Raw genomic sequence first — 25271 nt, forward strand, 5'->3', positions numbered from 1 at the left:
TGTGAGGTAAGCACCGAAAAGTCGCGCATCCTGGTGCTTTTCTCACGGCTCGCGAAGGTGTCAGAGCTTGGCGAGCTTGCTCGGCCACCAGATCTTAGGACCGATGTCGTGGGCCAGCGCCGGCACCAGAAGCGAGCGCACCACGAAGGTGTCCAGCAGCACCCCGAAGGCCACGATGAACGCCAGCTGCGCCAGGAACAGGATCGGCAGCACACCCAGCGCGGCGAATGTGGCGGCGAGCACCAGGCCGGCCGAGGTGATCACGCCGCCCGTCGCGACGAGTCCGCGCAGGATCCCGGTGCGGGTCCCGAACCGGATCGATTCCTCCCGCACCCGGGTCATCAGGAAGATGTTGTAGTCGATGCCGAGCGCCACCAGGAAGACGAACCCGTAGAGCGGAACCACCGGGTCGGCGCCCGGGAAGCCCATCACCCCGTCGAACACCCAGGAGGACACTCCCAGCGCGGCGGCGAAGGACAGCACGACGGTGGCCACGAGCAGCACAGGAGCCAGGATGGACCGCAGCAGCAGCATCAGTATCACCAGAATCACCCCGAGGATGATCGGGATGATCAGGTTGCGGTCGTGGATCGCGGTGTCGGTGGTGTCGACGGCGATGGCCGTCGTACCGCCGACCAGGACGGTCCCGGCGACGTCCTCGAGGGAGACCCGGAGCTCACGTACCGTCGCCTCGGCGGGGGCGGAGTCGCCCGCGTCGGTGAGCGTGGCCTGCATCATGACGTCGCCGTCGATCACGGTCGGTTCGCCCGCCGGGGTGCCTGGAGGGCCGAAGGGCTGCACGCCGTCCCCTGTCACCGGCAACGAACCGCTGACGGAGTCCGCCGAGAGCACCGTGACGGAGTCGACCCCGGCATTGGCGAGCAGCACGTCGGTCATCGCCTGCAGCTCGGACTCCGGTCCGACCACAACCGCCGGGGTGCCGGAGCCGCCGGGGAAGTGCTCGCCAACCACGGCCTGGCCGTCCCTGGCCTCCGAGGTGCCGAGCACGAATTCACTCTGCGAGACGCCATCCGCCTTGAACTGGAACGCCCCGATCGAGGCGATCGCCAGCAGCACCGTGCAGGCGATCCAGATGAGCCTGGCCCGCCGGCTTACCAGCCGGGCCAGCCACGGCCACACGCCCTTGGCGTTCCCGCCGTCCAGGCCGGGGTGGGCGGAGCCGACCTTCGGGCGCACCGGCCAGAAGGCGGCACGACCGGCCCACAGCATCAGCGCCGGCAGCAACGTCAGAGCGGCCAGGAGCGCGAAGCCGATCCCGATCGCCGCGACGGGCCCGAGCGCCTTGTTCGAGTTGAGGTCGCTGAATAGCAGGCAGAGCAGACCCACGATCACGGTGCCGCCGGCGGCGAGAATCGGCTCGAACGAGCCGCGCATCGCGACCAGGGTCGCCTCCCACTTCTTCTCGGTGTCCCGCAGTGCCTCGCGGAACCTGGCGACGTAGAGCAGCGAATAGTCCGTCGCGGCCCCGATCACCAGGATGAACAGGATGCCCTGCGTCTGGCCCGTCAGGATCAGCAGGTCGGCGCTGGCCAGAGCGACCACAACGAGCACGGACGCGCAGAGGGCAGAGAGGCTGGTGAACAGCACGATGAGGGGCAGCAGCGGCGACCTGTAGACGATCACCAGGATCACCAGGACGGCCGCGAGCGCTGTGAGCAGCAGGATGCCGTCGATACCGGCGAACGCGCCGGTCAGGTCGGCGATCAGTCCGGCCGGGCCGGTGACATAGGTGTCGACGCCGGCGATCGGGTTGTCGGCGAGATACCCGCGGATCGACTCGACGGTGTCGGCGCGTTTTATCTGGGTGTCCAGGGTGAGGATGGCCTCGGCGGCCTCGCCGTCCTCGGAGAAGATGGCCGGTGACACGCTGTCGGTGACGACCCCGTCCAGCTGGGCCAGCTCGGTGATCTGGGCGCTGATGGCGGTCTGGTCGGCCTCGGTGAGCCCACCAGCGCGCTCATAGACGAGGACACCGGGCAGCACGTCGTCACCGCGGAATTCGGCCTGCAGCGCCTGCACCCTGGTCGCGTCGGCGCTGGCCGGCAGCTGCTGCACCTGGTCGTTGGTCGATACGTCGCTGATCCGGCCGAACGAGGCGCCGCCGGCACCGAACATGACGAACCAGACCAGAATCAGAATCGTCGGAATCAGGATGCGTAGCCAGAGCGGCACTCGGCTGCCGGAGCCGGTCCGCCGGGTCCGGCGCCCCGGGTCTGAGCGCGGTGCGGGGGCAGATGTCTTGATCACAGTCCTGAGAGTAGGCGAGCGCGCGCCCCGGTGCGTCGTCCGAAAGTTGGAAGATCGCGCCGGGACGCGGAAAGGCGACACGTGCACCCCAGGGTGCGGTGTGCCGCCTTTCACTCCGGGGAAACCCGGCTGCTGTTACGCCTTGCGACGGCCCACGGCGAAGCCGTAGATGAGCAGAACGATGATGGATCCGCCGATGGCGAGGAGCCACGTCTGGATGGAGAAGAATTCTTCCAGCGGTGCGCCGAAGAGGGCGCTACCGAGGAATCCGCCGAGCAGTGCGCCGACAACGCCGAGCAGAAGGGTGATGAACCATCCGCCGCCCTGGTTGCCCGGGAGGATCAGCTTGGCGATGGCGCCCGCGAGGAGGCCGAGAAGAAGGAATCCGAAGAACCCCATGGAGTGTCTCATTTCTGTTGGTGTGGGTACTGCTGGTGTTTCGGACGTGCTGCGCATGTCCGACCTGGCTCTTGCGAGCCGGCTTGATCACGCGGCCGGAAACCTAGACGACGTCATTGTCGCCAGGTTCCTTTGCCACGTAAATATCTGTGATGGTCACGTTCACGGTTGACACCGCAATTCCCACCAGGCCTTCGATGGCTCGGGTCGTCGCGGCGCGGACCTGATCGGCGAGGGCCGTCAGGGGCACCGGGTATCCGGCGACGAGCACGATCTCGACGGCGACGTCGTCGTCGCCCATCGTCACGGAGATGCCGGGGTTAACGTCGGCGCTGACGATGGCGTCGAGGATCGCGCCAAGCGCCCTGGTCGGCACGCTGCCCAGGGAATGCACGCCGGGCACCTCGCGCACGGCGAGACCCGCCACCTTGGCGATAACGCTGTCCTTGATGGTCGTGACGCCCTCCCCCACCCTGTCGACAGCAGCGTCGGTCACCTCGCCGGCGTTCGCCGGCAGGGTGGTGGCCGAGGCCGGCCGGCCGGGGGTGTTGCTGAACATCTGGGGTCTCCTTGGTCACGGCGTGATGAGAGCAGAATCTGCATTATCTTAGCTACGACGCAGCCCACTATCGATTCGTCACGGATTGCCAGGAAAGTTTTTCGGGACGTTGAGGATCTACACTGATCTGGTCCCACCCGTTCCCGAGACTGGAGACGTCATGAGCACACCCGCGAAGCCCACCGAGGAGCTGGCCGCAGCCGTCGCGCGGGTGCCGGGCGTCGACGAACTCTACCCGGCAGCGCCGATCCTCGCCACCGTCGTGCACCAGGTCGTCGGGGCGCTCACGGCGACGCCGACGGCTCCGGAACGCGTCACGCTCACCGAGACCGACCAGGGCGTCACTGCATCCGTCGCCATCGGCATCGCGGACGCTGACGCGGCGACAGAGGTCTGCCGCCGGGTCTACGACACCATCGAGGAGTACTTCGTCGCGTCAGGCGACCCTGCCGTGACGTCGATCGAGGTTAAAGTGGCGCGAATCGGCTAGTGAGCCGGTTGCTAGTGAGCTGACTGGATGGCGCGCAGCCGCAGCAGGACCTGGTCGCGCAGGACCTCGGGGGCGGTCTCCTTGCACGCGCGCTGCATCACCTCGGTGAGGGTGCGCCCGACGTGGTGTTCGTTCCGGCAGTCCGGGCAGTGCTCGAGGTGCTCCCGGATGTCGATGGCGTCCTCCTTGCGGAGTTCGTTGTGCAAATACTCTTCGAGTTCGGCCTTGGCCTTCTCGCAACCGCAATCGGTCATTTTCCTGTACTCCCGGATGTCTTCTTGATCGGTGCGCCCTGACCGGTGCCGAGTCCGCGCTCGAGGGCGTAGCCGGCCAGGAGCTCGCGCAGCAGGCGGCGGCCACGGTGCAGGCGGCTCATCACCGTTCCGATGGGTGTCTTCATGATTTCGGCGATCTCCTGGTAGGAGAAGCCTTCGACGTCGGCGAAATACACCGCCAGGCGAAAGTCCTCCGGTATCGATTGGAGGGCGTCCTTGACGGCGCTGTCCGGCAGGTGGTCGATCGCTTCGGCTTCCGCGGAGCGGCTCGACGTCGCCGTCGTCGACTCCGCGCCGCCCAGCTGCCAGTCCTCGAGATCGTCGATGGTGCCCTGGTAGGGCTCGCGCTGCTTCTTGCGATAGGTGTTGATGAAGGTGTTCGTGAGGATCCTGTACAGCCACGCTTTGAGGTTGGTGCCTTGCTCGAACTGTGTGAACGACGCGAACGCCTTGACGAAGGTTTCCTGCACCAGGTCCTGGGCGTCAGAGGGGTTGCGTGTCATGCGCATCGCCGCTGCGTAGAGCTGGTCGATGAACGGCATGGCCTGTGCTTCGAACAGGTCCCGCATGTCAGTTGTATCTGTTGTCATCACGGGCAATTGTAAGCCGTCAACACCGCGGGACGTCACGGTCGTACGTTCCATGAGCGTGGATACTGTCACTCGTGACCTCCTGTGCCTCACTGTGTATCGGCAATCCCGACTATTCTGATAACCGATGTTGATCTCGAGATATTCCAAGCCGGAGTTCGACCCGTACGGCGACAACTCGTCCGAAGAGACGGATGCCCTGTGGGCGGCCCCCGTCGCGCCGCGAGCGCTGGCGGCCACCCTGTCGCTGCCCGGCTCCAAGTCACTGACCAACCGCGAACTCGTGCTGTCGGCCCTGGCCGACTCTCCGTCGGTGCTGCGCGCCCCCCTGCACTCGCGTGACAGTGACCTCATGGTTGCCGCGCTCCGCCAGCTCGGCACGACCATCGAATCGGTCGACGGTGACGGCGAATACGGTTCCGACCTGCGCATCACGCCCGGCGAACTGTTCGGGTCCACCACCATCGACTGCGGCCTCGCCGGAACCGTGATGCGGTTTCTGCCGCCGGTAGCGGCGCTCGCGCTGGGCCCGACCACCTTCGACGGTGACGCCGGCGCCAAACGCCGGCCCATGAAAACCACGATCAGTTCGCTGCAGGCCCTGGGCGCCGACATCAACGACGACGGTCGCGGCGCCCTGCCGTTCACCGTGCACGGCACCGGCGGCCTGAACGGCGGCGAGGTGACCATCGACGCGTCCAACTCCAGCCAATTCGTGTCCGGCCTCCTGCTCGCGGCCCCCCGCTTCGCCAACGGCCTGCGGCTGCGCCACTCCGGCGAGCGCCTGCCGAGCCTGCCGCACATCGAGATGACCATTCACACCCTCGCAGAGCGCGGCGTCACCGTCACCAGCCCCGAGGTCGGCGTCTGGGTTGTCGAACCGGGTCCGATCCGCGGCGCCGAGGTCGACATCGAACCAGACCTCTCCAACGCCGCACCGTTCCTCGCCGCGGCACTGGTCGCCGGCGGCAGCGTCACCATCACGGGCTGGCCCGCCACGACCACCCAGGTCGGCGCGCACCTGGCCGAACTGCTGCCGCTGTTCGGCGCCACCGTCACCATCGATGGCGACAGGCTCACGGTCACCGGCACCGGCCGCATCACTGGAGTGGACCTCGACCTGTCCACCGGCGGAGAACTGGCCCCCACCCTGGTGGGCCTAGCGGCCCTGGCCGATTCCCCGAGCACCATCACCGGCATCGGCCACATCCGGCACCACGAGACCGACAGGCTCGCGGCCCTGGCGACGGAGATCAACAACCTCGGCGGGCACGTCACCGAACTGCCGGACGGGTTGGCCATCGAGCCGCGGCCGCTGCACGGCGGCACCTGGCACAGCTACGACGACCACCGGATGGCCACCACCGGAGCCCTGCTCGGGCTGATCGTCGCCGGTATCGAGGTGGAGAACATCGGCACGACGGCGAAGACCCTCCCCCAGTTCGCCGAGCTGTGGCACGGCCTGATGGCCGGACCGGTCGTTTCGTGACGGGCACAGAATGACCTGGTGGTCGAGCCCGGACGACGACGAGCCGGAGTTCGACGAGTCCAGCGTGCGGATTCGCCCGGGCCGCAAGGGCACCAAACCGCGCACCAAGACCCGGCCCGAGCACGGCGACGCCCTGACCGGGCGCATCCTCTCGGTCGACCGCGGCCGCTACACCGTGATGCTCGACGAGAACGAGCCCACCGAACGCCGGGTCACCGCCGCCCGCGCCAGCGAACTGCGCAAGCACGCCGTTGTCACCGGCGACCGCGTCGACATCGTCGGCGACACCACCGGGGCCGAGGGCAGCCTGTCCCGCATCGTGCGCATCGTGCGCCGCGAGACCCTGCTGCGCCGCAGCGCCGACGACACCGATGCGGTGGAGCGCGTCATCGTCGCCAACGCCGACCAGATGCTCATCGTGGTGGCCGCGGCGAACCCGGAGCCGCGCATCCGCCTCGTGGACCGCTACCTCGTCGCCGCCTACGATGCCGGCGTCTCCCCCATCCTCTGCATCACCAAAACCGACCTCGCCGACCCCGCCGAGTTCCTGAACAACTTCGCCGGACTCGACCTGCCCGTGTTCCAGAGCCGCGACGACGCCATGCCGCTGGAGGCCATCTCCGCGGCCCTGGTCGGCCACGACACCGTCTTCGTCGGCCACTCCGGCGTGGGCAAGTCGACCCTGGTGAACGCGCTCGTGCCCGACGCGCACCGTGCCGTCGGCGTCGTCAACACCGTCACCGGCCGCGGCCGGCACACTTCCTCGTCGACGATTTCGCTGCGGCTCGAAACGGATGACGGCCGGGGCTGGGTCATCGACACCCCCGGCGTGCGCTCCTTCGGCCTGGGCCACATCAACACCGACAACATCCTGCGCGCCTTCACCGACCTGGCCACCATCGCCGAGAAGTGCCCGCGCGGCTGCACGCACCTGCCCAACTCCCCGGACTGCGCCATCAACGAGGCCGTGGCGGCCGGAACCCTGGGCGACACCGGGAAGGCCCGCCTGGACTCGCTCCAGCGCCTCCTGGCGACGTTCGCGGCCGCACCGGCGCACCGTCCGGGCGAGAACTGACCGGTACCGTGGTGGAATGACTGATTCTCCACGGCTCGCAGCCGGCGACACGGCCCCCGACTTCACCCTCACCGACCAGGACGGCAACTCGGTCAGCCTGGCCGACTTTCGCGGCCGGAAGGTCGTGGTGTACTTCTACCCGGCTGCCATGACCCCGGGCTGCACCACCCAGGCCTGCGACTTCCGCGACAGCCTGGGCTCGCTCGTCGGCGCCGGTTACCAGGTGCTCGGCCTGTCCAAGGACAACCGGGCGAAGCTGGCGGAATTCGCCGAGAACGATCACCTCACCTTCCCGCTACTCAGCGACGAGGACCTCGCCGTGCACCTCGCCTACGGCGCCTGGGGTGAGAAGAACCTCTACGGCAAGAGCGTCACTGGTGTGTTGCGCTCGACTTTCGTGATCGACGAGGCCGGCCTGGTGACCCTGTCCCAGTACAACGTGAAGGCCACCGGCCACGTGGCCAGCCTGCGCAAGAAGCTCGGGATCTAGCGCGTCCCCGCCGGGCCACCGTGGCCAAGGTCGCGGCCGCCCGGCCGCCCAGGTCGGTGCCCGTAGGTGCATAACTCCTGCATTTTCTTCAGGTGACCGGTGGCGGACCCCGGGATCACGCGGAACTGCGCCGCGGCGGCAAAATTCTGCAGGAGTTGTGCTCACCATCCGTCCCGGAGCGGCGGTGCAACCAACCGCTCCGACGGGGCCAGATCACGTACGCAGCGCACGCCGCGTATGCACAACTCCTGCAATTTGGCCCGCCGTCGGGCAGGGGATGCCGGAATCACGCCGCTGAGGGTCGGTGGAGCAAAATCCTGCAGGAGTTGTGCGCACCGCCTGTGCTCGGGGCGAGTTGGGGTCGGGCGGGATCGGTTAGGGCTCGCGGCGGCTCGTGGCCTGGACCACGCTGCGGGCGAACAGCAGCACGATCACGAGCACCGACGGGATGAGCAACGCCCAGCCGAGGTCCGGCCTGGCGTAGAGGCCCTGGAAACAGCCGATGGCGACGAAGACCTGAACCAGTTGCCAGGTCACCGCCGCCGCCCGGATCCAGGTGCGCCCGCGCAGGGTGCCGACGACGATGGCCGACACCCAGAGCGCGGCGATGACCGTGAGCGCGAGAATCGCCAGGGCGCTGGCGAATGAAGTGGGCTGGTCGGTCAGCAGCTCGAGGATCAGCCACACGACGGCCGCCCACAGCAGGGCGGCTTCGGCGGCCAGGAGCAGCGCCAGGGCGATGAGCGCGCGGGAGCGGCGGGCCGGCTCGGGCTCGTCCAGGCTGTCCTGGCTGGGGTCGAACGGTTGTCTCACAGCGATATCCCATACAAAACTATTGATTTGACCTCCCTATTATGGGACCATATTTGAGGCCCGGTTGACGCTCACAGGGTGGTGAGCAGATCTCTTCGTAGATCTGACCTTCCTGCAATCTGGGCGTCCCCGCATCTTCGGCCGATCGGCCAGGCATCCCCCCGCAATAAAGGAGCACCCCTATGGATTGGCGCGATAAAGCAGCCTGCCTTACCGCTGACCCGGAACTTTTCTTCCCGGTTGGTAACACTGGTCCCGCAGTCGACCAGATCGAGAAGGCCAAGTCCGTGTGTGCCCGCTGTAATGTCACGGAGGTTTGCCTCCAGTACGCTCTCGAAACCGGGCAGGACTCCGGAGTCTGGGGCGGCCTCAGTGAAGACGAGCGCCGCGCCCTCAAGCGCCGCGCCGCACGCGCACGCCGCGCCTCCTAGAGACGTTCCCCTCTAGCCCCGAAACGGGCGAGCAGCTCCGGCCGCTCGCCCGTTTTGTTGTGCCGCGACCCGCCGTGACCCGTTGCCCGGGTTGATCAGTCGAATTCCATGAAGCGCAGCGGGATCTCGATGGTCACCTCTGTGCCGCTGTCCATCATGGTGTGCCAGTCGATCGTGCCGCTGAGTTCACCCTGGATGAGCGTGCGTACGATTTGGGTGCCGAGCCCCGATCCGACCTTGCCCTCCGGCATGCCGGAACCGTTGTCCCGGACGCGTACGGTGAGGGTCTCCTCGTTGCGCTCGGCCTCGATGGCCACCTCGCCCTCCCGGCCGGCCAGCCCATGCTCGACGGCGTTTGTGACGAGCTCCGTCAGCGCCAGGGCCAACGGGGTGGCGTAGGCGCTGGGCAGGATGCCGAAGCTTCCCGACGATTTCGGGTGCGCCGTCGTGTTGTGCGCCGAGGCCACTTCGGCGATGAGTAGCAGCACCCTGTCGAACACGGCGTCGAAGTCCACGTTCTGACTGAGGCCGGAGGACAGCGTATCGTGCACCACGGCGATGGCCGCCACCCGGCGCATGGCCTGGTTGAGGGCTTCGCGGGCGGTGTCGGAGTGGGTGCGCCGCGCCTGGATGCGGAGCAGCGACGCCACGGTCTGCAGGTTGTTCTTCACCCGGTGGTGGATCTCCCGGATGGTGGCATCCTTGGTGATCAGCTCGCGCTCCTGGTGCCGCAGCTCGGTGACGTCGCGGGAGAGCACGATGGCGCCGATCCGTTCGCCCCGGTTTCGGATGGGGATGGCGCGCAGCGACACCGTCACCCCGCGGGCCTCGATGTCGGTGCGCCACGGCGCCCGACCGGTCACGACGAGGGGCAGCGACTCGTCGACGACAGCCTTGCCGGAGAGCAGGCTTGTCGTCACCTCGGCGAGCGACTCGCCCTCGAGTTCGTCGGCGAAGCCCATCCGGTTGAACGCGGAGAGCGCGTTGGGGCTGGCGAAGGTGGTGACGCCGTCCAGATCCAGCCGGATCAGCCCATCCGATGCCCGGGGTGCGCCACGGCGCGGGCCGGTCGGGGCACCCAGGTCGGGGAAGTCGCCCGAGGCGATCATGGCGAACAGGTCGTTCGCGCAGTCGTTGAAGGTCAGCTCCTGACGGCCGGGGGTGCGCGTCTCGCTGAGGTTGGTGTGCCGGGTGAGCACGGCTATGGGCTCCGGCGTGATCTCGGCGCCGCTCGAACTGATGCGGCGGCGCACTGGGATGGCCCGCACCCGCGTGGGGGTCTCCTCGTACCAATCCGGCGCGGTGGTGTCGATGATCTTCGCGGTGTCGAAAGCCTCCGTCACCTGCTTGCGCCATTCGGCCTTAATCTCCTGGCCCACGAAGTCGCGGTAGAACAGAGTGGCGGCGCTGGACGGCCTGGCGTGGGCGACGGCGACGAAGCTGCCGCCGAGGGTCGGCACCCACACGACGATGTCGGCGAAGGCGAGGTCGGCCAGGAGCTGGCCGTCGGAGACCAGCATGTGCAGCCAGTCGACGTCCTCCGCGCTGTTACGGCCTTGGGCAAGTACGAGATCACTGAGCGTCGACACGTGACCAGCCTATGTGGTGCCGCGGCGCGGGATACGCCATGCTCACGATATGACCTCTGCTGTTCCTCCTACAGAATCCGGCCCTGCCCCGGCGTCGCCCGCCCGGCGTGACCCGGCGGTGCTGGTCGTCCTGGGCCTGATCGTCCTGCTCGTCGTTGCGGCCCTTATCGTGGTTTTCACGCGGAGCGAGCCCGCCCTCCTCGACGCCGGCACGCCCGGCGGGGTGGTGCAACGTTATTCGACGGCGGCGCTGGACGGCGATGAGACGACGGCGGCGGGGTACCTCAGCGCGGGTGCGCTGGTGGATTGCGACGACAGCACGGCCTCGGGCGTTTCGGCGGGCACCGACGACGTCCGGATCACCCTCATCGACACCACCGAACGCGACTCGAGCGCCGACGTGCGGGTGCTGATCGTCACGTCGTATGGCAGCGGCCCGTTCGGGTCGTCGGAGTACGAGTCGGAGGAAGCCTTCGATCTGGTGCGAGTCGACGGCGACTGGCTCATCGATGAGGCGCCCTGGCGTCTTGCCGTCTGTCCGTCCAGCAGCCAGGGAGACACCCCGTGACCGCGACGACGGCCGCGACCTCACCGCGGGCATCCGCAGCACCGATCGTGCGCAGGGTCGTGGTCTACACGATCCTCTTCGTGCTGGTGGTGCTCACGGCGAGCGGCGTCAGCGACCTGCTGAGCCGGCTGTTCGACGTGGTCACCGGCGAGCTGCTCGCCGGCACCGACACCGTCGGCCTCGCGGTGTCGCTGACCTTCACCCTGGTCGCGGGCCCGTTGGCGGCGATCGTCGGCTGGTTCGCCTGGCGTCGCCTGGCCGATCCGCCGGAGCGCGCCTCCCTGGCCTGGGCGTTGTACTTGGTCGGCATGAGTACGCTCGCCCTGGTCGTGTCCACCACGGCCCTGCTGTCCGCCGTCGCCGCCGCCGTGACCGCCGAGACCTTCCCCGCTGAGGCGGCGACGGGTCTGGTCTGGTCCGGAGTCTGGGCCGGGCACAGGTTTGTTTTGCGCCGAACCGACCGGCGACCCACCCGACTGCCGGGCACCGCCGCGGTGCTCGGCGGCACGTTCGGGCTGCTGATCGGGGCGGGCGGCGCGATGACGGCGCTCACGATCCTCCTCGACCAGGCCCTCACGGTCGGGCTCGGCGCGGATGGAGCTGCAGCGTCAGCTGGATCGCCCTGGTGGTCCGGCGCCGTGCAGGCCCTCGTGTGGGCGGCCGGCGGCGCGCTGGTCTGGGCATGGTACTGGCGCCACGACGGCGGCCGCAGGGCCGGCACCGCCCTGGCCGGGGTGCTCCTGGTCGGCGTCGGCATCATGGGCGGTGCCCTGTTGGCCCTGGCCGGCACCGGCACCATCGTGTTCGTGCTGCTGCGGCTGGCCTTCGACCGCACCGACGCCGTGCCGGTGCTGGTGGAGCCGCTGGGCCCGGCGATCGCCGCCGCCCTCGTGGGCAGCCTGATCTGGGTCTACCACCGCGGTGTGGTGCGCCGGCGAACCCCCGCGGTACGGCAGGCGAGCACCCTCGTGACCAGCGGCATCTCGCTGATCGCCGCCGCCACCGGGATCGGCGTCATCGTGAACGCGCTCCTGGCCACCCTGACCACCCCGCTGGCCGGGTCTGACCCGCGTACCCTGCTGCTCGGCGGCATCAGCTCGCTGCTGGTCGGCGGGCCGCTGTGGTGGCTCACCTGGCGGCCGGGTACCGTACCGGCGGCCGACCCGCGACGATCCGCCGGCCGCAGCGTCTATCTCGTGGTCGTGTTCGGCATCAGCGCCGTCGTGGCCCTGGTCACTCTCCTGGTCATCGGCTTCCGCCTCTTCGACACGGTCCTGGCCGGCAATCCCGGGCTCCTGGACCGCATCCGGGCACCCTTCGGGTTGCTCGTGGCCACCGGGCTGGTGGCGGGGTATCACTTCGCGGTCTGGCGCCAGGACCGGGCCGCGGTCGCCGCGGCCGCACCCGCGGCTTCGTCCGCCGGTGCCTCCAGTGTCCCTCCGGCACGGGCGGTCGGCGAGCTGGTGCTGGTCATGGGCCCAGGCGCGGAGCCCGTCGTGATGCACCTACGCAAACTCACCGGTGCGCCAGTGGACTACTGGCAACGGGCCGGCGCCGCCACGGTGGTGCCGGATCCCACGCAGGTCGAGCAGGTCCTGCACGGTGTCAGCGGTGACCGGGTCCTGCTCATAGTCGGTGTCGACGGCGCTCTCACGGTGATCCCGCTCGCTGCGACTCAGGTGGCCTGAGCCGGTCGCCGCCAGTCGAAGACCCGGCGCCACTGTCGGCGGCCGGCGTGGGCGTCCGGGACCGGCAGCAGCTCGGTGCGTACCAGGCCGAGAATGCCCAGCCGGGCCGGCGACCGTGGCGCCGCGTCCCGCAGGGTGCGCCCGGACAGCACCGCGGCATCAACGCCGGCCTGGTCGTGCGGCACCAGGACGGCCCCGTCGATGCCGCCGAAGCGCCGCAGCGCGCTGCTCACCTGGGCGGCGGGCGCCGGGCCGACGGCGCTGGCGCGCACCCTGTTCATCACGACGTGCACCCGATGGGTGGTGATCACCTCGGTGAGGTCGCTCCAGGCGCGCAGGAACCTGGCCATGCCCACCGGGTCGGCCAGGCCGCAGGCCACCACCCGATCGGCGATTCCCAGGGCGGCCAGCGTCGCCGCGTTGCGGCGGGGCGCGAACAGGTCGCTCGAGATCTCCTCGTCGCTTTCCAGGCTGAACCCGGTGTCGAGCACCACATAGTCGGCCCAGCCCCGCAACGCGGAGATCGTGCCGCTCACCCGTTCGGCCGACAACTCGGGCCACCTGGACGGTCGCCCGATCCCGGTCAGCACCCAGAAGGCGCCCCGCGGCGAGTTGTAGCGGTGGGCGATGCGTTCCAGCTCGACCGGGGTGAGGGTGTCGGAGCCGGACAGCCGGCACGCCGCAGCGAAGCCGGGCGCTTCGTCGAGCAGGCCCAGGCTCGGCGCTATCGAGCCGCTGTAGGTGTCGATGTCCGCCAGCACCACGGTGTGCCCGGCCGCCGCAATCTCGGCGGCGATGTTGATGGCCAGGGTGGTGCGGCCGGGAGCCCCGGCCGGTCCCCATACCGCGATCACGGTGCCGGATCCGGTGAGTCCCGCCGTGACCTCGTCGTCGGACGCGAACGGATCGGACGCGAACGCGAACGGGTCGGACTCATGTGGGGCGGACTCGTCATGGGCATTTGGCTGACCCGCCCGCTGGTCATTTTTCGCCCGTCGTCCGGGCCTGGGCCGCCGGGGCGCGGCCGGGGCGACCGCGTCAGGCGGCGGGTCGTCATCGATGCGCAGCGGGATGTCGCCGCCCAGCGTCAGCACGCGTTCGATCTCGGTCCAGGCCGCGTCGGCGGCGACGACCTCGTGCAGCCCCAGCCCGGCCGCGTAGCGGCGTTCCGCATCGGTCGCGGCGAGGGCGACGACACGGATGCCGTTAGCGTCGCTGGCCGCGAGCAGCTCGGCGGTCAGGGTGCCGGCCGTGGCTCCCACGATCAACGCCTCGGGGGCGCGCCTGTCAATGGCGGCGAGCAGCTCGCGCACATTCGCCGGCCGGGCGACAATCACGTGACCGTGTTCGATGACGTCGGCGAGCAGCCGGTCCTCGGTGTCCCTGTCCAGAGCCAGTGCAAGCAGGGTCACGTCATCCTCCGATCGGGGCGTTCACGGCCACGAGGGAGAGGGCCTCGTCGTTGGCGATCGCCTCCAGCACGGCCGCGACCTTGTCCTTAGGCACCAACACCTCCACCGCCCGGCCGTCGCCGGACTGGATGAGGCCGGACGGTTCCAGGATCCGCACGATCGCGGCACGACCGACAAGAACGGCTGGAGGGCCGAACAGCCCACTCTCGACCTCGCCGGCCGACCACACATCCACGACGGACCCGGCCGCCAGTCCCGTCGACAGCCTCCCGCGCAGTTCGAGGACCAGGCTCGTCACGGCCTCGCCAGCACGGGTTCCGACGGCGGCGGCCGGGACAAGTTCGCCGGCGGTGACGGTGCGCGTCACGATCAACCCGTCGGCAGGAACGAGGGCGGGGGTCAGGTAGAGCTTCAGCGCCGCCCCGAGCCGCACATCGGTCTCGACCAGGTCTGCAGCGTCGAGACGATCGCCGACGGCCAGCGGGACCCGGGCCGCGTACACCGCGACGGTGCGGTCGCTTCCGGCCACGACGACGCTGACCCCGACAATGGAGGCCACGACGAGGACCAGACCGAGAGCGAACCGCGGGTCGAACCAGAACCGGGGTTTCGTCGATGTCGTCGGTCGGCCGGAACCGGCCGGCTGTCCTGTCCTCATCCGCTCACCTCGTCCACTGTCTTTTTCACTGTCTCGCCGGGCTCAGGCTGGCTACCATCGTGACGCGACCGGAAAGTCCGCGCTGAAGTTATCCACAGGTCGCCCGGTCGCCCCGCGAGATCGGCGAACACGACGGATAATCGTTCGCATGAGCGATTCAGTCTCCTCCGCATCCGTGGGCCGATTCCTGACCCTCGCCGACACCGCCCAGATCCTGAACCTCTCCCTGGCCGCCGCCCGCGATCTGGTTCGAACCGGCGAGCTGCCCGCCATCCGCATCGGCGCCGCCGGCGCCTGGCGGGTGGAGCGGGTCCTTCTCGAGTCCTACATCGAGGCCAAATACGAGGAGGCCCGCCGGCTATCGCTCTGGGAACAATCCGACTTCGCGAACATCCCCGAGCTCTCCGCGGGCCGGATCCTGCGCCCGGACGAGCCCACCGATCCCCCGGCGGCCGACGACACCTGGGCCTGAGGCGGCTCAGTCCAGGCGCACCAGGTGGATCTGGTTCAGCGGCACGATCCGGTACTGCCGCACCTCTCCGGCCCGTCTGAGGGTTCCCGGCGCGTGCACCGCCAGGTCAACGTGATCACGTCCCACCCTGTCGATCGTCCCGGTCACGGGCCCCACCCCGGTCTGGATCTGAAGGCTCTTGCGGCGCCGGCACAGATCACGCAGGACGAACGGCAGGCCGATACGGTCGACGAGCCGGGCCGGCGCCGCGGTCTCGGCCGCCAGCGACTCCGGCACCTGGTCGGGCTCCAGGATGACGGCGCCGATGGCCGCAAACGGCAGGATGCACTGCGGGCTGCCGGTACCTGCCTCGAGGAGGTCGGCCGCCATCCAGTCCCGCCCGAATGTCGTCGGCCGCACCGTGAGCACCTGGCTGTCGACCAGCACGACCCTGAGCACCCGTGACGGGACCGGACCGTTGACCACGCCGGTGAGCCGCTGACGCAGCGCCAGCCGGCCAAGACGCAACCGTTCCTCCTCCGCGCGCAGCTCGAGGTCCTCGGCGTTCAACTCGTTCTCGAGCTGACCTTCGAGGTCGTCGAACAGATTGTCCCAGCGCACACCCCGACGGTAGTCGGCCCCCGAATCCGACGCTGACGTTATCCACAGCCTCCCCGACAAGCCTAGACAGACTGGTTCTTGGGTGATTGAGTGTCGCCCAAGGCCTCAGCCTCCTCGGGGTCGATCCGGTGATCCACCCGCACGACAGCGCCACCTGCCCGCTCTCCTCGTCGACACCACGGATCCATGCATCTGGAGCAACCCATGAGCGATCCACTTGCCGAGCCTGACCCCCGCCGCTTGCCGTCCGCGAACGGGCCCAATCCGCGGGTAGCTTCCCCCGGCGGCGCGCTCACGCCGGCGCGCGAGTCCAGCGAGGGATTTCAGTCCGACGATTTCTTCGGCCACCAACCGAGTTCCCGCGCCGCGCTGCCCGATCCGGAGCCTCTGTTGATCAACCTCACCCGGTGCGTCATCGAGGTCCTGGCGGGCGCCAGGGAGCTCGACCAGCTGGCGCGGTGGGTGAGCGACGATGTGTACAGGCACCTGCTCAAGCGGGTGGTGCTCTCGGCAAGGGCCCGCGCGGTCAAGGGGCAACGCGCCCAACGCCCCGCCATCACAATCGGCCGGGTGAGTATCAACGAGCCCAGGGACGGCATCATCGAGGCCGTCGTGATCGTGCACAGCAAGGTCCGCGTGCGCGCCGTCGCGGTGCGCCTGGAAGGCTTGGACAACCGTTGGCGGGCCAGCGCCATCAACGTGCTCTGAACGCATGTCCAGAGTAGGTCAACGACGCCTGCCCGCCGGTTCGCTGCTGTTGGCGGTGTCTACTTCTTCTTGCCCTGGGTGCGACGCTCGGCGCGGTTGTTGGCCGCCGGGGTGTCGGATTCGGCGCGCTGGCCGAAGGCACCGCGCTGCGGCGGGCCGGCCGGCGCGGCCGTTTCCGCGTCGGCGGGGGCGGGGGCGGTGGCGCGGCGGGCACGGTCCGTCGCGGCCTGCTGGATCTGGCCGCGCTGGTTGCGCACCTCGACTCCGCCGGAGTCGCTCGGGGCGGTGAAGCTCAGCTTCTCCTCAGCGGACTCGGCCGGAGGAGTCAGGCCCTTCGCCGCCACGATCGGCGCGTCGACGGCACCGGCCGGCTGGGACACCTCGACCTCGAGGTTGAACAGGAACCCGACGGTCTCTTCGCGGATCTGACCCATCATCTGCTGGAACATGGCGAAGCCCTCACGCTGGTACTCGACCAGCGGGTCACGCTGCGCCATCGCGCGCAGGCCGATGCCGTCCTTGAGGTAGTCCATCTCGTAGAGGTGCTCGCGCCAGCGCCGGTCGATGACCGACAGCACAACGCGGCGTTCGAGTTCGCGCATCGCCGGTGAGCCGAGCGATTCCTCGCGGCGGGAGTATGCGACCTTGGCGTCGGAGATGATCTCCCGGCGCATGAAGTCGCGGTTGATCTTGCCCTTGTTGCCGGCTTCGGAGATGACCTCGTCGATGGTGAGGCCGACGGGGTAGAGAGTCTTCAGCTCGGTCCAGAGGGCGTCGAAGTCCCAGTCGTCGCCGTTGCCCTCGCCGGTGTGAACCTCGAGCACCTCGTCGATGACGTCTTCGAGGAACCGCTGGGTGCGTTCGTGCAGGTCGTCACCCTCGAGGATGTGCCGGCGGTCGCCGTAGATCGCTTCGCGCTGGCGGTTGAGCACATCGTCGTACTTGAGGACGTTCTTGCGGATCTCGGCGTTGCGGCCCTCGACCTGCGACTGGGCACTGCGGATGGCGCGGCTGACCACCTTGGACTCGATGGCCATGTCGTCGGGAACACCCTGGCGGCCCATCAGGCTTTCGGCGGCGCCGGCGTTGAACAGGCGCATCAGGTCGTCGGTGAGCGAGAGGTAGAACCGGCTCTCGCCCGGGTCGCCCTGGCGGCCGCTACGGCCGCGCAGCTGGTTGTCGATGCGGCGGGACTCGTGGCGTTCGGTGCCGAGCACGTACAGCCCGCCGGCGGCGATGACCTTGTCGGCCTCCTCCGAGACCTCGGCCTTGACGGCGGCGAAGACGTCGTCCCACTCTTTTTCGTATTCGTCCGGCGTCTCGACCGGGCTCAGGCCCTTGGCGTTCATCGCGGCGACGGCGAGGAATTCGGCGTTGCCGCCGAGCATCACGTCGGTGCCGCGGCCGGCCATGTTGGTGGCGACGGTGACCGAGCCCAGACGTCCGGCCTGGGCGACGATGGCGGCCTCACGGGCGTGGTTCTTGGCGTTCAGGACCTCGTGGCGCACGCCCTTCTTCGCCAGCAGGCGGGAGAGGTATTCGCTCTTCTCGACGCTCGTTGTACCCACGAGGACCGGCTGGCCGTTGGCGTGGCGCTCGACGATATCCTCGACGACCTGGCCGAACTTGGCCTCTTCGTTCTTGTAGATCAGGTCGGACTGGTCGATGCGCTGCATCGGCTTGTTGGTGGGGATCGCGACGACGCCGAGCTTGTAGGTGCTCATGAACTCGGCGGCCTCGGTCTCGGCGGTTCCGGTCATGCCGGAGATCTTCGAGTACAGGCGGAAGTAGTTCTGCAGGGTCACGGTGGCCAGGGTCTGGTTCTCGGCCTTGACCGCGACGCCTTCCTTGGCTTCGATCGCCTGGTGGATGCCCTCGTTGTATCGGCGGCCCATCAGGATGCGGCCGGTGTGCTCGTCGACGATGAGCACCTCGCCGTTCATCACGACGTAGTCCTTGTCCTTCTTGAACAGGGCGTTGGCCTTGATGGCGTTGTTCAGGAACGAGATCAGCGGGGTGTTCGCGGATTCGTAGAGGTTGTCGATGCCGAGGTAGTCCTCGACCTTTTCGATGCCGGGTTCGAGCACTCCGACGGTGCGCTTCTTCTCGTCGACCTCGAAGTCCTCGTCGACGACGAGGCGTGTGGCGAGGCTGGCGAACTCGGTGAACCAGCGGTTCGCCTCGCCCGATGCCGGTCCGGAGATGATCAGCGGGGTGCGGGCCTCGTCGATGAGGATCGAGTCGACCTCGTCGACAATGGCGAAGTAGTGGCCGCGCTGCACCATGTCGCTGGCCTGCCAGGCCATGTTGTCCCGCAGGTAGTCGAAGCCGAACTCGTTGTTGGTGCCGTAGGTGATGTCGCAGGCGTACATCTCGCGACGCTGCGCTGGGGTCTGGCCGGAGACGATGCATCCGGTGGTCATGCCGAGGGCGCGGAAGACGCGGCCCATCAGTTCGCTCTGGTAGCTGGCCAGGTAGTCGTTGACCGTGATCACGTGCACACCACGGCTGGTGATGGCGTTGAGGTAGGCCGCCGTCGTGGCGACCAGGGTCTTACCCTCACCGGTCTTCATCTCGGCGATGTTGCCCAGGTGCAGGGCCGCGCCGCCCATGAGCTGCACGTCGAAGTGCCGCAGGCCCAGGGTACGGGTCGAGGCCTCACGCACGGCGGCGAACGCCTCGGGCAGCAAGTCGTCCAGCGACTCACCGCCCGAGTAACGCTCACGCAACTGCACGGTTTCGTTCTTCAGCTCCTCATCGCTGAGGGTGCTGAAGTCGTCTTCCAGCGCATTGATGGCCTTCGCATAGCTCTCGAGCCGGCGCAGAATGCGCCCCTCGCCAACACGAAGAACTTTTTCCAGTATTCCGGCCACGAATGCACTCCACTAGTCGTCACGGCGTGCGAACACGCCTGTCGTCCGGTCGGACGCACGTAGCGCCGACCTAGCCGGCAACTATAGCAATGCTAGTTGGTCAGGAGCTGGACCCGCTGGCCACCGAAGCCAGTACCCTCGCCTCGTCGGAGTTGGGGTCCAGTTCGATGACGCCGTAGTCCCAGCCCTTGCGCCGGTAGACCACGCTGGGCCGGTGGGATTCGGCGTCCTGGAACAGGTAGAAGTCGTGGCCGACGAGTTCCATGAAGTACAGGGCGTCGTCAACGGTCATGGGCGCGGCCGAGAAGACCTTGCGACGAATGACCACTGGGCTATAGACCTCCTCGGCTTCGTCGGCCTCTTCGGATTCGTCGGAAACGACCTGGATCGCCCCGGTGCGCACGCGCTCCAGGGTCTCGCCGTCGGCCGGGACGATGTCTACACCTCCGAAGCCTGACGACGACGCGTCGTGCAGCGAGGTGGGCCGGTGCGCGCCTCCGCGGTGCACCTTCTTGCGGTCCTTGGCCCTGCGTACCCGTTCCAGGAGCCGACCGAGGGCGATGTCGAAGGCCGCGTACTTGTCGCTGCCCTCGGCTTCGGCCCGAACGATGGGCCCCTTACCGATGAGCGTGAGTTCAACGCGGTCGTTACCGGCGGCGCCGCTCTTCTCGGTGTGACGACTGACCTTGATTTCCAGGGCGAGGGCCTTGTCGGCGAGACCGGCGATCTTCTCGGCCTTCTCCGTCGCATATTCCCGGAAGCGATCAGTGATCCCCAGGTTCCGTCCAACAATGTTAGTTTCCATGACGACCTCCAGATCTGGCGAACCGCCCCTGATCCGGGCGATTGGTACGCGCCTTTGGCACAACCGTAGTCGTGCCAGCCGGATAAGTCACAGCTTTTGTCAATCAGTTTCCCGTGAACGCTGGATGTCGGGATGGAGCCGCCGGGTTTCGGCGACGGTCGCCGCTCCGACCACCTCACCGCCGGCCTGCCGCAGGGCGCGCCGGGCTTCCAGCAGGGTGGCGCCGGTGGTCACGATGTCGTCGACGAGCACGATGCGGCTGCCCGCGAGCGGCCGGGTGGCCACCAGCGAGCCGCTGCGGTTGTCCAGGCGCTGCTGCCGGCCCAGCCCGACCTGGTCAGCGACGCCGGCGCACGGGAGCAGGAGCGTACTCGGGCGCAGGCCCCCCCGGCGCAGGAGCAGGTCGACGGGATGGAACCCCCGCGCCCGCCAGGCTCGGCGGGAGGACGGCACCGTGACCAGCACGATGCCCCCGGAGGCCTGCGCCGGGTCGGCGGGGTCGGCGGCGGCCAGCGCCGCCCCCACGGCCAGGCGAAGGGCCGCGGCGAGCGCCGGCGCGGCATCCGTTCGACCGCCGTCCTTGTAGGCCACCAGCACCCGGCCCACCACGTCGGAGTAGTCCAACGCCGACCAGACCGTGAGATCCTCGCGGTACGCCGCCTTCGGCTCAGCCCGCAGCGCGCTCACGCAGGCGGCGCAGAGCGCCCGGTCCGGCGTGCCGCAGCCGCTGCACTGGGTGGGCATGAGCACCGCCCAGGCATCGAGGGCGGCGGCGCGGGCTGCCTCGCGCACAGCCCGCACAGCATGCACCACCCGGCGGTCGTTCGTCATCCCGCCAGACTCTCCCGCCGGGGCGGTACCGGCGACCGGTCGCGCCCACCTGTGCACTGACGGGAGCCGCGGCGGCTGGTGAGGAGCGCCGGCTCAGCCGCCGGCGCCCTGCTGGGTGGCCACAAGCGTGACCGCGTCGATGCGTTCCTGCCAGCCGATGCCACGCTGCACCAGGAGCGACCCGTCCGCGGACAGCGCCCGCAGGTCGCGCAGCAGGTTGCTCCCCGTGATGGAGCGAATTCCCGTCGACGACTCGAGCTGCTCGCTCGTGCCGCCGACCTCGTGGGAGACGATGCGGTCTTCGCCGTCGGGCTGCAGGCTCAGGTACGCCACCGTGGCTTGGTCGATCCACGTGGCATCCACCGGGGTTCCGGTGTCGGTGGCCAGCTGCACGGGGTCGCCCAGGCCTACCGGCGCGCCGTTCTCCCGCAGCACGGCGGCCACCACGAGGCGCACCTCACCGGCTGCGCTCAGCAACGCGATCACCCGGGTGCCGTCGCGGGACACCTTGAGCGCGGTGATCGCCGACGCGTCCAGCCAGGGCGTCGGGACGGCCTGTGGCGCACCCTGCGTGTTGTACACGAAGAGCTCGTTGGGCCGGTCCCCCGGCACTGACCAGACATACCCGGAGCCGTCGACGGACGGGGCGATAAGGTTCTGCCGCGGATCGAGCTGTTTGGCATCCTCGCCCACCCTGACCCCGTAAACACCGGTGCCGGTCAGTGCCGCGGCCGCCGTCTGCGAGGGCGACAGGGTGACGGCACTGGGTGCCAGGGCGGCGATGGATTCCGATAGCCCTGGTAGCAGGCTGATCGTCTTGCCAGTCGCGGCGAGGAACCCGAATTCGCCATCACGCAGCACGAGGGCCCGCGCATCAACCCGGGGGTTCACCTCTGGTTCGTTGGCGCCGAGGGCGGCGATGTCCTGGGAATTCCGGTTGATCGTGATCGTGACCGTGAGCCCGCTGGGCAGGCTGTTCTCCAGCTGGCTCTTCATGCGCTGCAGAGTCAGCCTGTCGGCGTTCAGCGCCTCGCTGTTCAGGTCGACCTTGGCGTCCCTGGCTACCACGGTGACGGCGTCGGCGGTGAGGGCGGTACCCTCGGGGAACGCCGAGGTCACAGCGCCGGCGAGCCACTCGCTGGGTCCGCTGAGTACGCCGTTGACGATCTTGGTCGGCAGGGATGCCCCGCGCGGGAACCAGCGCACGTCAGGCACCAGGAATTGGAAGTCCGGGTCGAAGAAGTACAGCGACTGCGCGCTGAAGACGTCCTCGAAAGTGTTCTGGTCGAGCACGGTGCCGTTGGGCGCCTCACTGATCCGCCACTCACCGTCCACCTTCGCGAATTCGTATGGGAGTTGCATGTTAGCCGACGCGACTCCCTCGTGGTACTCGCCGATCGAGTTGACCTCGGCCACCGGTCGCACGGAAACGAGCATCATGGTGTCGTCGACGGGCGCGATGATGCGCCCGGAACCGTCTTCGACGGTGACGCCGGTGTCGGACTTCCAGGTGTCGCTGAATTCGGCCGTCAGGAACTCCCTGGCGATCTCGTAGTTGTTGTCCGGGCTCGTGCCGGCGCCGATGAATCCGGTGAGGATCTCCTCCATCGAGGCCCCGTCCCGTGGCCGGTCCGGCAGGAAGACCGGGGCCGGGTTCTCCCCGGCCACCACATCCTGGCCGGCCTGAACGGCCCCGGTACGCGGAATGCTCGAGCAGCCGCCGAGCAGGAGGGCCATCGCGGTGACGACGGCGACAAGCCTGGCCGGGCTACGCATGGTGGTCCCTTCTCGGTTCGGCGTGCGGCGACACGAATCCAGCGGTGTCGGCATCCGTCGGCGGCAGCGGGTTGGGCGATGCCTTGAGTGTGACGCCGGTCGTGCGGGGCAGGGTCAGCCTGAAGCATGACCCGGCGCCGGGGCTGGACCAGACCTGCAGCCAGCCGCGGTGAGCTGCGGCGTCCTCGAGGGAGATCGCCAGGCCGAGCCCGGTGCCACCGATCGTGCGCTTGCGGGACGGATCCGCCCGCCAGAACCTGTCGAACACGTGGGTGATCTCAGCCTGGGTCATGCCCATCCCGTAGTCCCGCACCGAGAGCGCCACCGCGGATTCGTTGCTGTCCACCGACACGACGATCGGTTTGCCTTCGCCGTGCTCGATGGCGTTTCCGATCAGGTTGTTGACGATACGGCGCACCCGTCGTGGATCCATCTCGGCGGCGAGGTGCCCGCCGGGCGCGACCAGCCTGATGTCGCTCCCCTTGGAGTCACCGAGCGAGCGCATGCCGTCGATGACGTCCTCCGCCAGGTGCACGAGGTTGGTGGGTTCGGACTCAAGCTCGACGGACCCGGCGTCGTAGCGGCTGATCTCGAGCAGGTCAGACAGGAGCAGTTCGAAGCGTTCCACCTGGGTGTGCAGCAGCTCCGCGGTGCGTTCGGTGGCCGGCGGGAAGGTGGCCCGCTGGTCGTAGAGGAGGTCCCCGGCCAGGCGGATGGTGGTGAGGGGGGTGCGGAGCTCGTGCGAGACGTCGGAGACGAAACGCTGCTGCACCTCTGAGAGGTCGGCCAGTTCCTTGATCTGGCTCTGCAGGCTGTCGGCCATGCCGTTGAATGAGCGGGCCAGTGTCGCGATCACGTCCTCGCCCTTTTCCGGGATGCGCACGCCCAGGTCGCCGGAGGCGAGTTTCTGACTGGTCTGGGCCGCCACCTGGATCGGAGAGACAACAAAGCGCACCACGATCCAGGTGACCGCTCCGATCAGCACCATCAGGGCCAGGCCCGCACCGCCCAGGGTCCGCTGCACGAAGAGCAGCGTCGACTCGGCGTCGGCGAGGCTGTATCCGATGTACAGCTCGTACCGCCCGGCGACGGGGACCGTGATCTGTGAGCCGACGACGATTCCGGGCACCGACGAGCCGTCGTCGGAGGCCAGGGTCACCGATTGCCAGTACTGCCCGTCAGCATCGTCCTGCACGGCCTGCCGCAGCTCTGGCGAGATGACCGCGGTGGATGTACCGAAGGTGGAAGAGTCCTGGGGTGCGACGGTCGACGATTCCTGCCCTGGCACCCTGAAGACGGCGACCAGCCGGCTCGACGACGCAGCGGAGATCGAGGTGCGCGCAGACTCCAGCAGCGTCTGCACCTGCACCCTGTCGGCGGCATCCGAGGCGTCCAGGATGCCCTGGGCTGCGCCGGTGGCCCGGTTGGAGTCCACCAGAACCTGAGTCAGCCGGGACTGGAACAGGTCGTTCCCCACGCTGACCGACATGTACACACCGACCAGCCCGATAGCGGCGCCGGACGCCAACACGGTGATGGCGACGGTGCGGAACTGCAGGGAGGAGCGCCAGCTGCGCCGCAGCTGGCGGGTCAGGCGACGCCACGATCCCCACGATCGCCAGTCCAGCCTGAGCATGTCCAGCCGCGCAGCCACCGGGCCCCTAGCTGACCGCGCCGGCGCGGTAGCCGACTCCGCGCACGGTCATCACGATGCGCGGGTTGTCCGGGTCGTCCTCGACCTTGGCGCGCAGGCGCTGAACGTGCACGTTGACCAGCCGGGTGTCGGCCTTGTAGTGATAGCCCCACACCTGTTCGAGGAGCATCTCGCGGGTGAAGACCTGCGCTGGTTTGGAGGCCAGCGCCAGCAGCAGGTCGAACTCCAGCGGGGTGAGGTTGATGCTCTGGTCGCCGCGCTTGACCTCGTGGCCGGCGGCGTCCACGACGAGGTCGCCGATCTGCAGGCTGGCGGGCGTCTCCACCGGAACCGGGCGGAGCCTGGTGCGAATCCGGGCGACGAGTTCCTTGGGGTTGAACGGCTTGACCATGTAGTCGTCCGCGCCGGACTCCAGCCCCTTGACCACATCGGTCGTGTCCGACTTCGCCGTCAGCATGATGATGGGGGTGCCGGACTCGGCCCGGATCAGGGCGCAGACCTCGATGCCGTCAAGGCCCGGCAGCATGAGGTCGAGCAGCACCAGGTCGGGCACGACGCTGTGGAACGCGTCAAGGGCCTGCGCCCCATCCGCGCAGAAGTGCGGCTCGAAGCCCTCGCCCTGCAGGACGATGCCGATCATCTCAGCGAGTGCGGGGTCATCGTCGACAACCAAAATGCGTGAGTTCATAGATCCGTTTTCCGCCCGGTCACCGGGCAATAACGCGCACGACGCGGGCAATCTCTGGCACAAGAATAGT

25 protein-coding genes are annotated in these 25271 nt (G+C 68.5%); 9 read left to right on the forward strand and 16 right to left on the reverse strand.

All coding sequences use genetic code 11. The annotated features are described in order from the left end of the window. Positions 1-60 precede the first annotated feature (60 nt). From E3O42_RS07215 to E3O42_RS07225, 3 genes are all read right to left on the reverse strand, one after another. Positions 61-2136, reverse strand: coding sequence for an MMPL family transporter (locus tag E3O42_RS07215; protein ID WP_134453326.1), 2076 nt, complete (start codon positions 2134-2136; stop codon positions 61-63). Between the two features lie 267 nt (positions 2137-2403). Continuing rightward, positions 2404-2667, reverse strand: coding sequence for a GlsB/YeaQ/YmgE family stress response membrane protein (locus E3O42_RS07220; RefSeq protein ID WP_134453327.1), 264 nt, complete (start codon positions 2665-2667; stop codon positions 2404-2406). A 103-nt stretch (positions 2668-2770) separates the two neighbouring features. Next, positions 2771-3226: an Asp23/Gls24 family envelope stress response protein gene (locus E3O42_RS07225; protein WP_134453286.1), complete on the reverse strand. Its 456-nt coding sequence runs from the start codon at positions 3224-3226 to the stop codon at positions 2771-2773. A gap of 160 nt (positions 3227-3386) precedes the next feature. On the opposite strand from E3O42_RS07225, the gene E3O42_RS07230 reads away from it, so the two are divergent. Next, a complete protein-coding gene (locus E3O42_RS07230) occupies positions 3387-3716 on the forward strand; it encodes a hypothetical protein (protein ID WP_134453287.1) in 330 nt (109 codons plus the stop codon). A gap of 11 nt (positions 3717-3727) precedes the next feature. Here the strand turns inward: E3O42_RS07230 and E3O42_RS07235 are convergent, their stop codons facing one another. Together E3O42_RS07235 and E3O42_RS07240 are read right to left on the reverse strand one after the other, a co-directional pair. Beyond that, positions 3728-3970, reverse strand: coding sequence for a zf-HC2 domain-containing protein (locus E3O42_RS07235; protein ID WP_134453288.1), 243 nt, complete (start codon positions 3968-3970; stop codon positions 3728-3730). After that, on the reverse strand, positions 3967-4581 hold the full coding sequence (locus E3O42_RS07240; protein WP_241984702.1) for a sigma-70 family RNA polymerase sigma factor: 615 nt from the start codon (positions 4579-4581) through the stop codon (positions 3967-3969). The genes E3O42_RS07235 and E3O42_RS07240 overlap by 4 nt, the downstream gene beginning before the upstream one ends. Positions 4582-4708: 127 nt before the next feature. On the opposite strand from E3O42_RS07240, the gene aroA reads away from it, so the two are divergent. From aroA to bcp, 3 genes are read left to right on the forward strand one after another with little or no spacing between them, the layout of a single operon-like run. Then, positions 4709-6070 carry a 3-phosphoshikimate 1-carboxyvinyltransferase gene (gene aroA, locus E3O42_RS07245; protein ID WP_134453290.1) on the forward strand — a complete coding sequence of 454 codons (1362 nt, stop codon included), beginning with the start codon at positions 4709-4711 and terminating at the stop codon, positions 6068-6070. Positions 6071-6080: 10 nt separating this feature from the next. After that, entirely contained in the window at positions 6081-7145 is a 1065-nt protein-coding gene (rsgA, locus tag E3O42_RS07250) for a ribosome small subunit-dependent GTPase A (RefSeq protein WP_134453291.1), read from the forward strand. A gap of 16 nt (positions 7146-7161) precedes the next feature. Beyond that, the gene (gene bcp / locus E3O42_RS07255; protein ID WP_134453292.1) at positions 7162-7635 is read left to right on the forward strand and encodes a thioredoxin-dependent thiol peroxidase; all 474 of its coding nucleotides are present in this window, start codon (positions 7162-7164) and stop codon (positions 7633-7635) included. Between the two features lie 375 nt (positions 7636-8010). On the opposite strand, the gene E3O42_RS07260 is transcribed toward bcp, so the two are convergent. Then, complete coding sequence (locus tag E3O42_RS07260; protein ID WP_241984696.1) at positions 8011-8448, reverse strand: hypothetical protein; 438 nt, start codon at positions 8446-8448, stop codon at positions 8011-8013. Between the two features lie 182 nt (positions 8449-8630). On the opposite strand from E3O42_RS07260, the gene E3O42_RS07265 reads away from it, so the two are divergent. Further along, positions 8631-8879, forward strand: a complete 249-nt coding sequence (locus E3O42_RS07265) for a WhiB family transcriptional regulator (protein ID WP_035837005.1) — start codon at positions 8631-8633, stop codon at positions 8877-8879. A 95-nt stretch (positions 8880-8974) separates the two neighbouring features. On the opposite strand, the gene E3O42_RS07270 is transcribed toward E3O42_RS07265, so the two are convergent. Beyond that, on the reverse strand, positions 8975-10468 hold the full coding sequence (locus tag E3O42_RS07270) for a sensor histidine kinase (protein WP_088455328.1): 1494 nt from the start codon (positions 10466-10468) through the stop codon (positions 8975-8977). Positions 10469-10517: 49 nt separating this feature from the next. Between E3O42_RS07270 and E3O42_RS07275 the strand changes: the two genes are divergently transcribed. After that, a complete protein-coding gene (locus E3O42_RS07275; RefSeq protein WP_241984697.1) occupies positions 10518-11036 on the forward strand; it encodes an LpqB family beta-propeller domain-containing protein in 519 nt (172 codons plus the stop codon). Further along, positions 11033-12724: a DUF5671 domain-containing protein gene (locus tag E3O42_RS07280; RefSeq protein WP_134453293.1), complete on the forward strand. Its 1692-nt coding sequence runs from the start codon at positions 11033-11035 to the stop codon at positions 12722-12724. Before E3O42_RS07275 ends, E3O42_RS07280 begins: the two co-directional genes overlap by 4 nt. Here the strand turns inward: E3O42_RS07280 and E3O42_RS07285 are convergent. After that, entirely contained in the window at positions 12712-14136 is a 1425-nt protein-coding gene (locus E3O42_RS07285; RefSeq protein WP_134453294.1) for a CpaE/TadZ family protein, read from the reverse strand. The two genes, E3O42_RS07280 and E3O42_RS07285, sit on opposite strands and share 13 nt — an antisense overlap. Position 14137: 1 nt before the next feature. Beyond that, positions 14138-14794, reverse strand: coding sequence for a hypothetical protein (locus tag E3O42_RS07290; protein ID WP_134453295.1), 657 nt, complete (start codon positions 14792-14794; stop codon positions 14138-14140). Positions 14795-14942: 148 nt separating this feature from the next. Here E3O42_RS07290 and E3O42_RS07295 point away from each other — a divergent pair, with 148 nt between their 5' ends. Further along, on the forward strand, positions 14943-15266 hold the full coding sequence (locus E3O42_RS07295) for a helix-turn-helix domain-containing protein (RefSeq protein ID WP_134453296.1): 324 nt from the start codon (positions 14943-14945) through the stop codon (positions 15264-15266). A gap of 6 nt (positions 15267-15272) precedes the next feature. On the opposite strand, the gene E3O42_RS07300 is transcribed toward E3O42_RS07295, so the two are convergent. Beyond that, positions 15273-15866, reverse strand: a complete 594-nt coding sequence (locus E3O42_RS07300) for a hypothetical protein (RefSeq protein ID WP_134453297.1) — start codon at positions 15864-15866, stop codon at positions 15273-15275. A gap of 204 nt (positions 15867-16070) precedes the next feature. Here E3O42_RS07300 and E3O42_RS07305 point away from each other — a divergent pair, with 204 nt between their 5' ends. Then, positions 16071-16574 carry an Rv3235 family protein gene (locus E3O42_RS07305; protein WP_241984698.1) on the forward strand — a complete coding sequence of 168 codons (504 nt, stop codon included), beginning with the start codon at positions 16071-16073 and terminating at the stop codon, positions 16572-16574. 59 nt (positions 16575-16633) lie between these two features. Here the strand turns inward: E3O42_RS07305 and secA are convergent, their stop codons facing one another. From secA to mtrA, 6 genes are all read right to left on the reverse strand, one after another. Beyond that, entirely contained in the window at positions 16634-19447 is a 2814-nt protein-coding gene (gene secA, locus E3O42_RS07310) for a preprotein translocase subunit SecA (RefSeq protein WP_134453298.1), read from the reverse strand. 100 nt (positions 19448-19547) lie between these two features. Then, positions 19548-20252 (reverse strand): ribosome hibernation-promoting factor, HPF/YfiA family, encoded by a 705-nt coding sequence (gene hpf / locus E3O42_RS07315; RefSeq protein WP_134453299.1) that lies wholly within the window; start codon positions 20250-20252, stop codon positions 19548-19550. Between the two features lie 99 nt (positions 20253-20351). Next, complete coding sequence (locus E3O42_RS07320; RefSeq protein ID WP_134453300.1) at positions 20352-21083, reverse strand: ComF family protein; 732 nt, start codon at positions 21081-21083, stop codon at positions 20352-20354. A 93-nt stretch (positions 21084-21176) separates the two neighbouring features. Further along, positions 21177-22859 (reverse strand): LpqB family beta-propeller domain-containing protein, encoded by a 1683-nt coding sequence (locus E3O42_RS07325; protein ID WP_166787921.1) that lies wholly within the window; start codon positions 22857-22859, stop codon positions 21177-21179. Then, a complete protein-coding gene (mtrB, locus tag E3O42_RS07330) occupies positions 22852-24495 on the reverse strand; it encodes an MtrAB system histidine kinase MtrB (RefSeq protein ID WP_134453330.1) in 1644 nt (547 codons plus the stop codon). The genes E3O42_RS07325 and mtrB overlap by 8 nt, the downstream gene beginning before the upstream one ends. A gap of 25 nt (positions 24496-24520) precedes the next feature. After that, entirely contained in the window at positions 24521-25201 is a 681-nt protein-coding gene (gene mtrA, locus E3O42_RS07335; protein WP_134453302.1) for an MtrAB system response regulator MtrA, read from the reverse strand. Between the last annotated feature and the right edge of the window lie 70 nt (positions 25202-25271).

The organism is Cryobacterium adonitolivorans (assembly GCF_004402695.1).
GTDB lineage: Bacteria > Actinomycetota > Actinomycetes > Actinomycetales > Microbacteriaceae > Cryobacterium > Cryobacterium adonitolivorans.

Excerpts from the sequence above, each read along its gene's own strand:
- rsgA (WP_134453291.1), top strand. The coding sequence starts at position 6,081 with ATGACCTGGTGGTCGAGCCCGGACGACGACGAGCCGGAGTTCGACGAG.
- E3O42_RS07275 (WP_241984697.1), top strand. The coding sequence starts at position 10,518 with ATGACCTCTGCTGTTCCTCCTACAGAATCCGGCCCTGCCCCGGCGTCG.
- E3O42_RS07265 (WP_035837005.1), top strand. The coding sequence starts at position 8,631 with ATGGATTGGCGCGATAAAGCAGCCTGCCTTACCGCTGACCCGGAACTT.
- E3O42_RS07225 (WP_134453286.1), bottom strand. The coding sequence starts at position 3,226 with ATGTTCAGCAACACCCCCGGCCGGCCGGCCTCGGCCACCACCCTGCCG.
- aroA (WP_134453290.1), top strand. The coding sequence starts at position 4,709 with ATGTTGATCTCGAGATATTCCAAGCCGGAGTTCGACCCGTACGGCGAC.
- E3O42_RS07295 (WP_134453296.1), top strand. The coding sequence starts at position 14,943 with ATGAGCGATTCAGTCTCCTCCGCATCCGTGGGCCGATTCCTGACCCTC.
- E3O42_RS07235 (WP_134453288.1), bottom strand. The coding sequence starts at position 3,970 with ATGACCGATTGCGGTTGCGAGAAGGCCAAGGCCGAACTCGAAGAGTAT.
- E3O42_RS07215 (WP_134453326.1), bottom strand. The coding sequence starts at position 2,136 with ATGTTCGGTGCCGGCGGCGCCTCGTTCGGCCGGATCAGCGACGTATCG.
- E3O42_RS07320 (WP_134453300.1), bottom strand. The coding sequence starts at position 21,083 with ATGACGAACGACCGCCGGGTGGTGCATGCTGTGCGGGCTGTGCGCGAG.
- mtrA (WP_134453302.1), bottom strand. The coding sequence starts at position 25,201 with ATGAACTCACGCATTTTGGTTGTCGACGATGACCCCGCACTCGCTGAG.
- E3O42_RS07305 (WP_241984698.1), top strand. The coding sequence starts at position 16,071 with ATGAGCGATCCACTTGCCGAGCCTGACCCCCGCCGCTTGCCGTCCGCG.
- E3O42_RS07230 (WP_134453287.1), top strand. The coding sequence starts at position 3,387 with ATGAGCACACCCGCGAAGCCCACCGAGGAGCTGGCCGCAGCCGTCGCG.
- hpf (WP_134453299.1), bottom strand. The coding sequence starts at position 20,252 with ATGGAAACTAACATTGTTGGACGGAACCTGGGGATCACTGATCGCTTC.
- bcp (WP_134453292.1), top strand. The coding sequence starts at position 7,162 with ATGACTGATTCTCCACGGCTCGCAGCCGGCGACACGGCCCCCGACTTC.
- mtrB (WP_134453330.1), bottom strand. The coding sequence starts at position 24,495 with ATGCTCAGGCTGGACTGGCGATCGTGGGGATCGTGGCGTCGCCTGACC.
- E3O42_RS07325 (WP_166787921.1), bottom strand. The coding sequence starts at position 22,859 with ATGCGTAGCCCGGCCAGGCTTGTCGCCGTCGTCACCGCGATGGCCCTC.
- E3O42_RS07240 (WP_241984702.1), bottom strand. The coding sequence starts at position 4,581 with ATGACAACAGATACAACTGACATGCGGGACCTGTTCGAAGCACAGGCC.
- E3O42_RS07290 (WP_134453295.1), bottom strand. The coding sequence starts at position 14,794 with ATGAGGACAGGACAGCCGGCCGGTTCCGGCCGACCGACGACATCGACG.
- E3O42_RS07220 (WP_134453327.1), bottom strand. The coding sequence starts at position 2,667 with ATGGGGTTCTTCGGATTCCTTCTTCTCGGCCTCCTCGCGGGCGCCATC.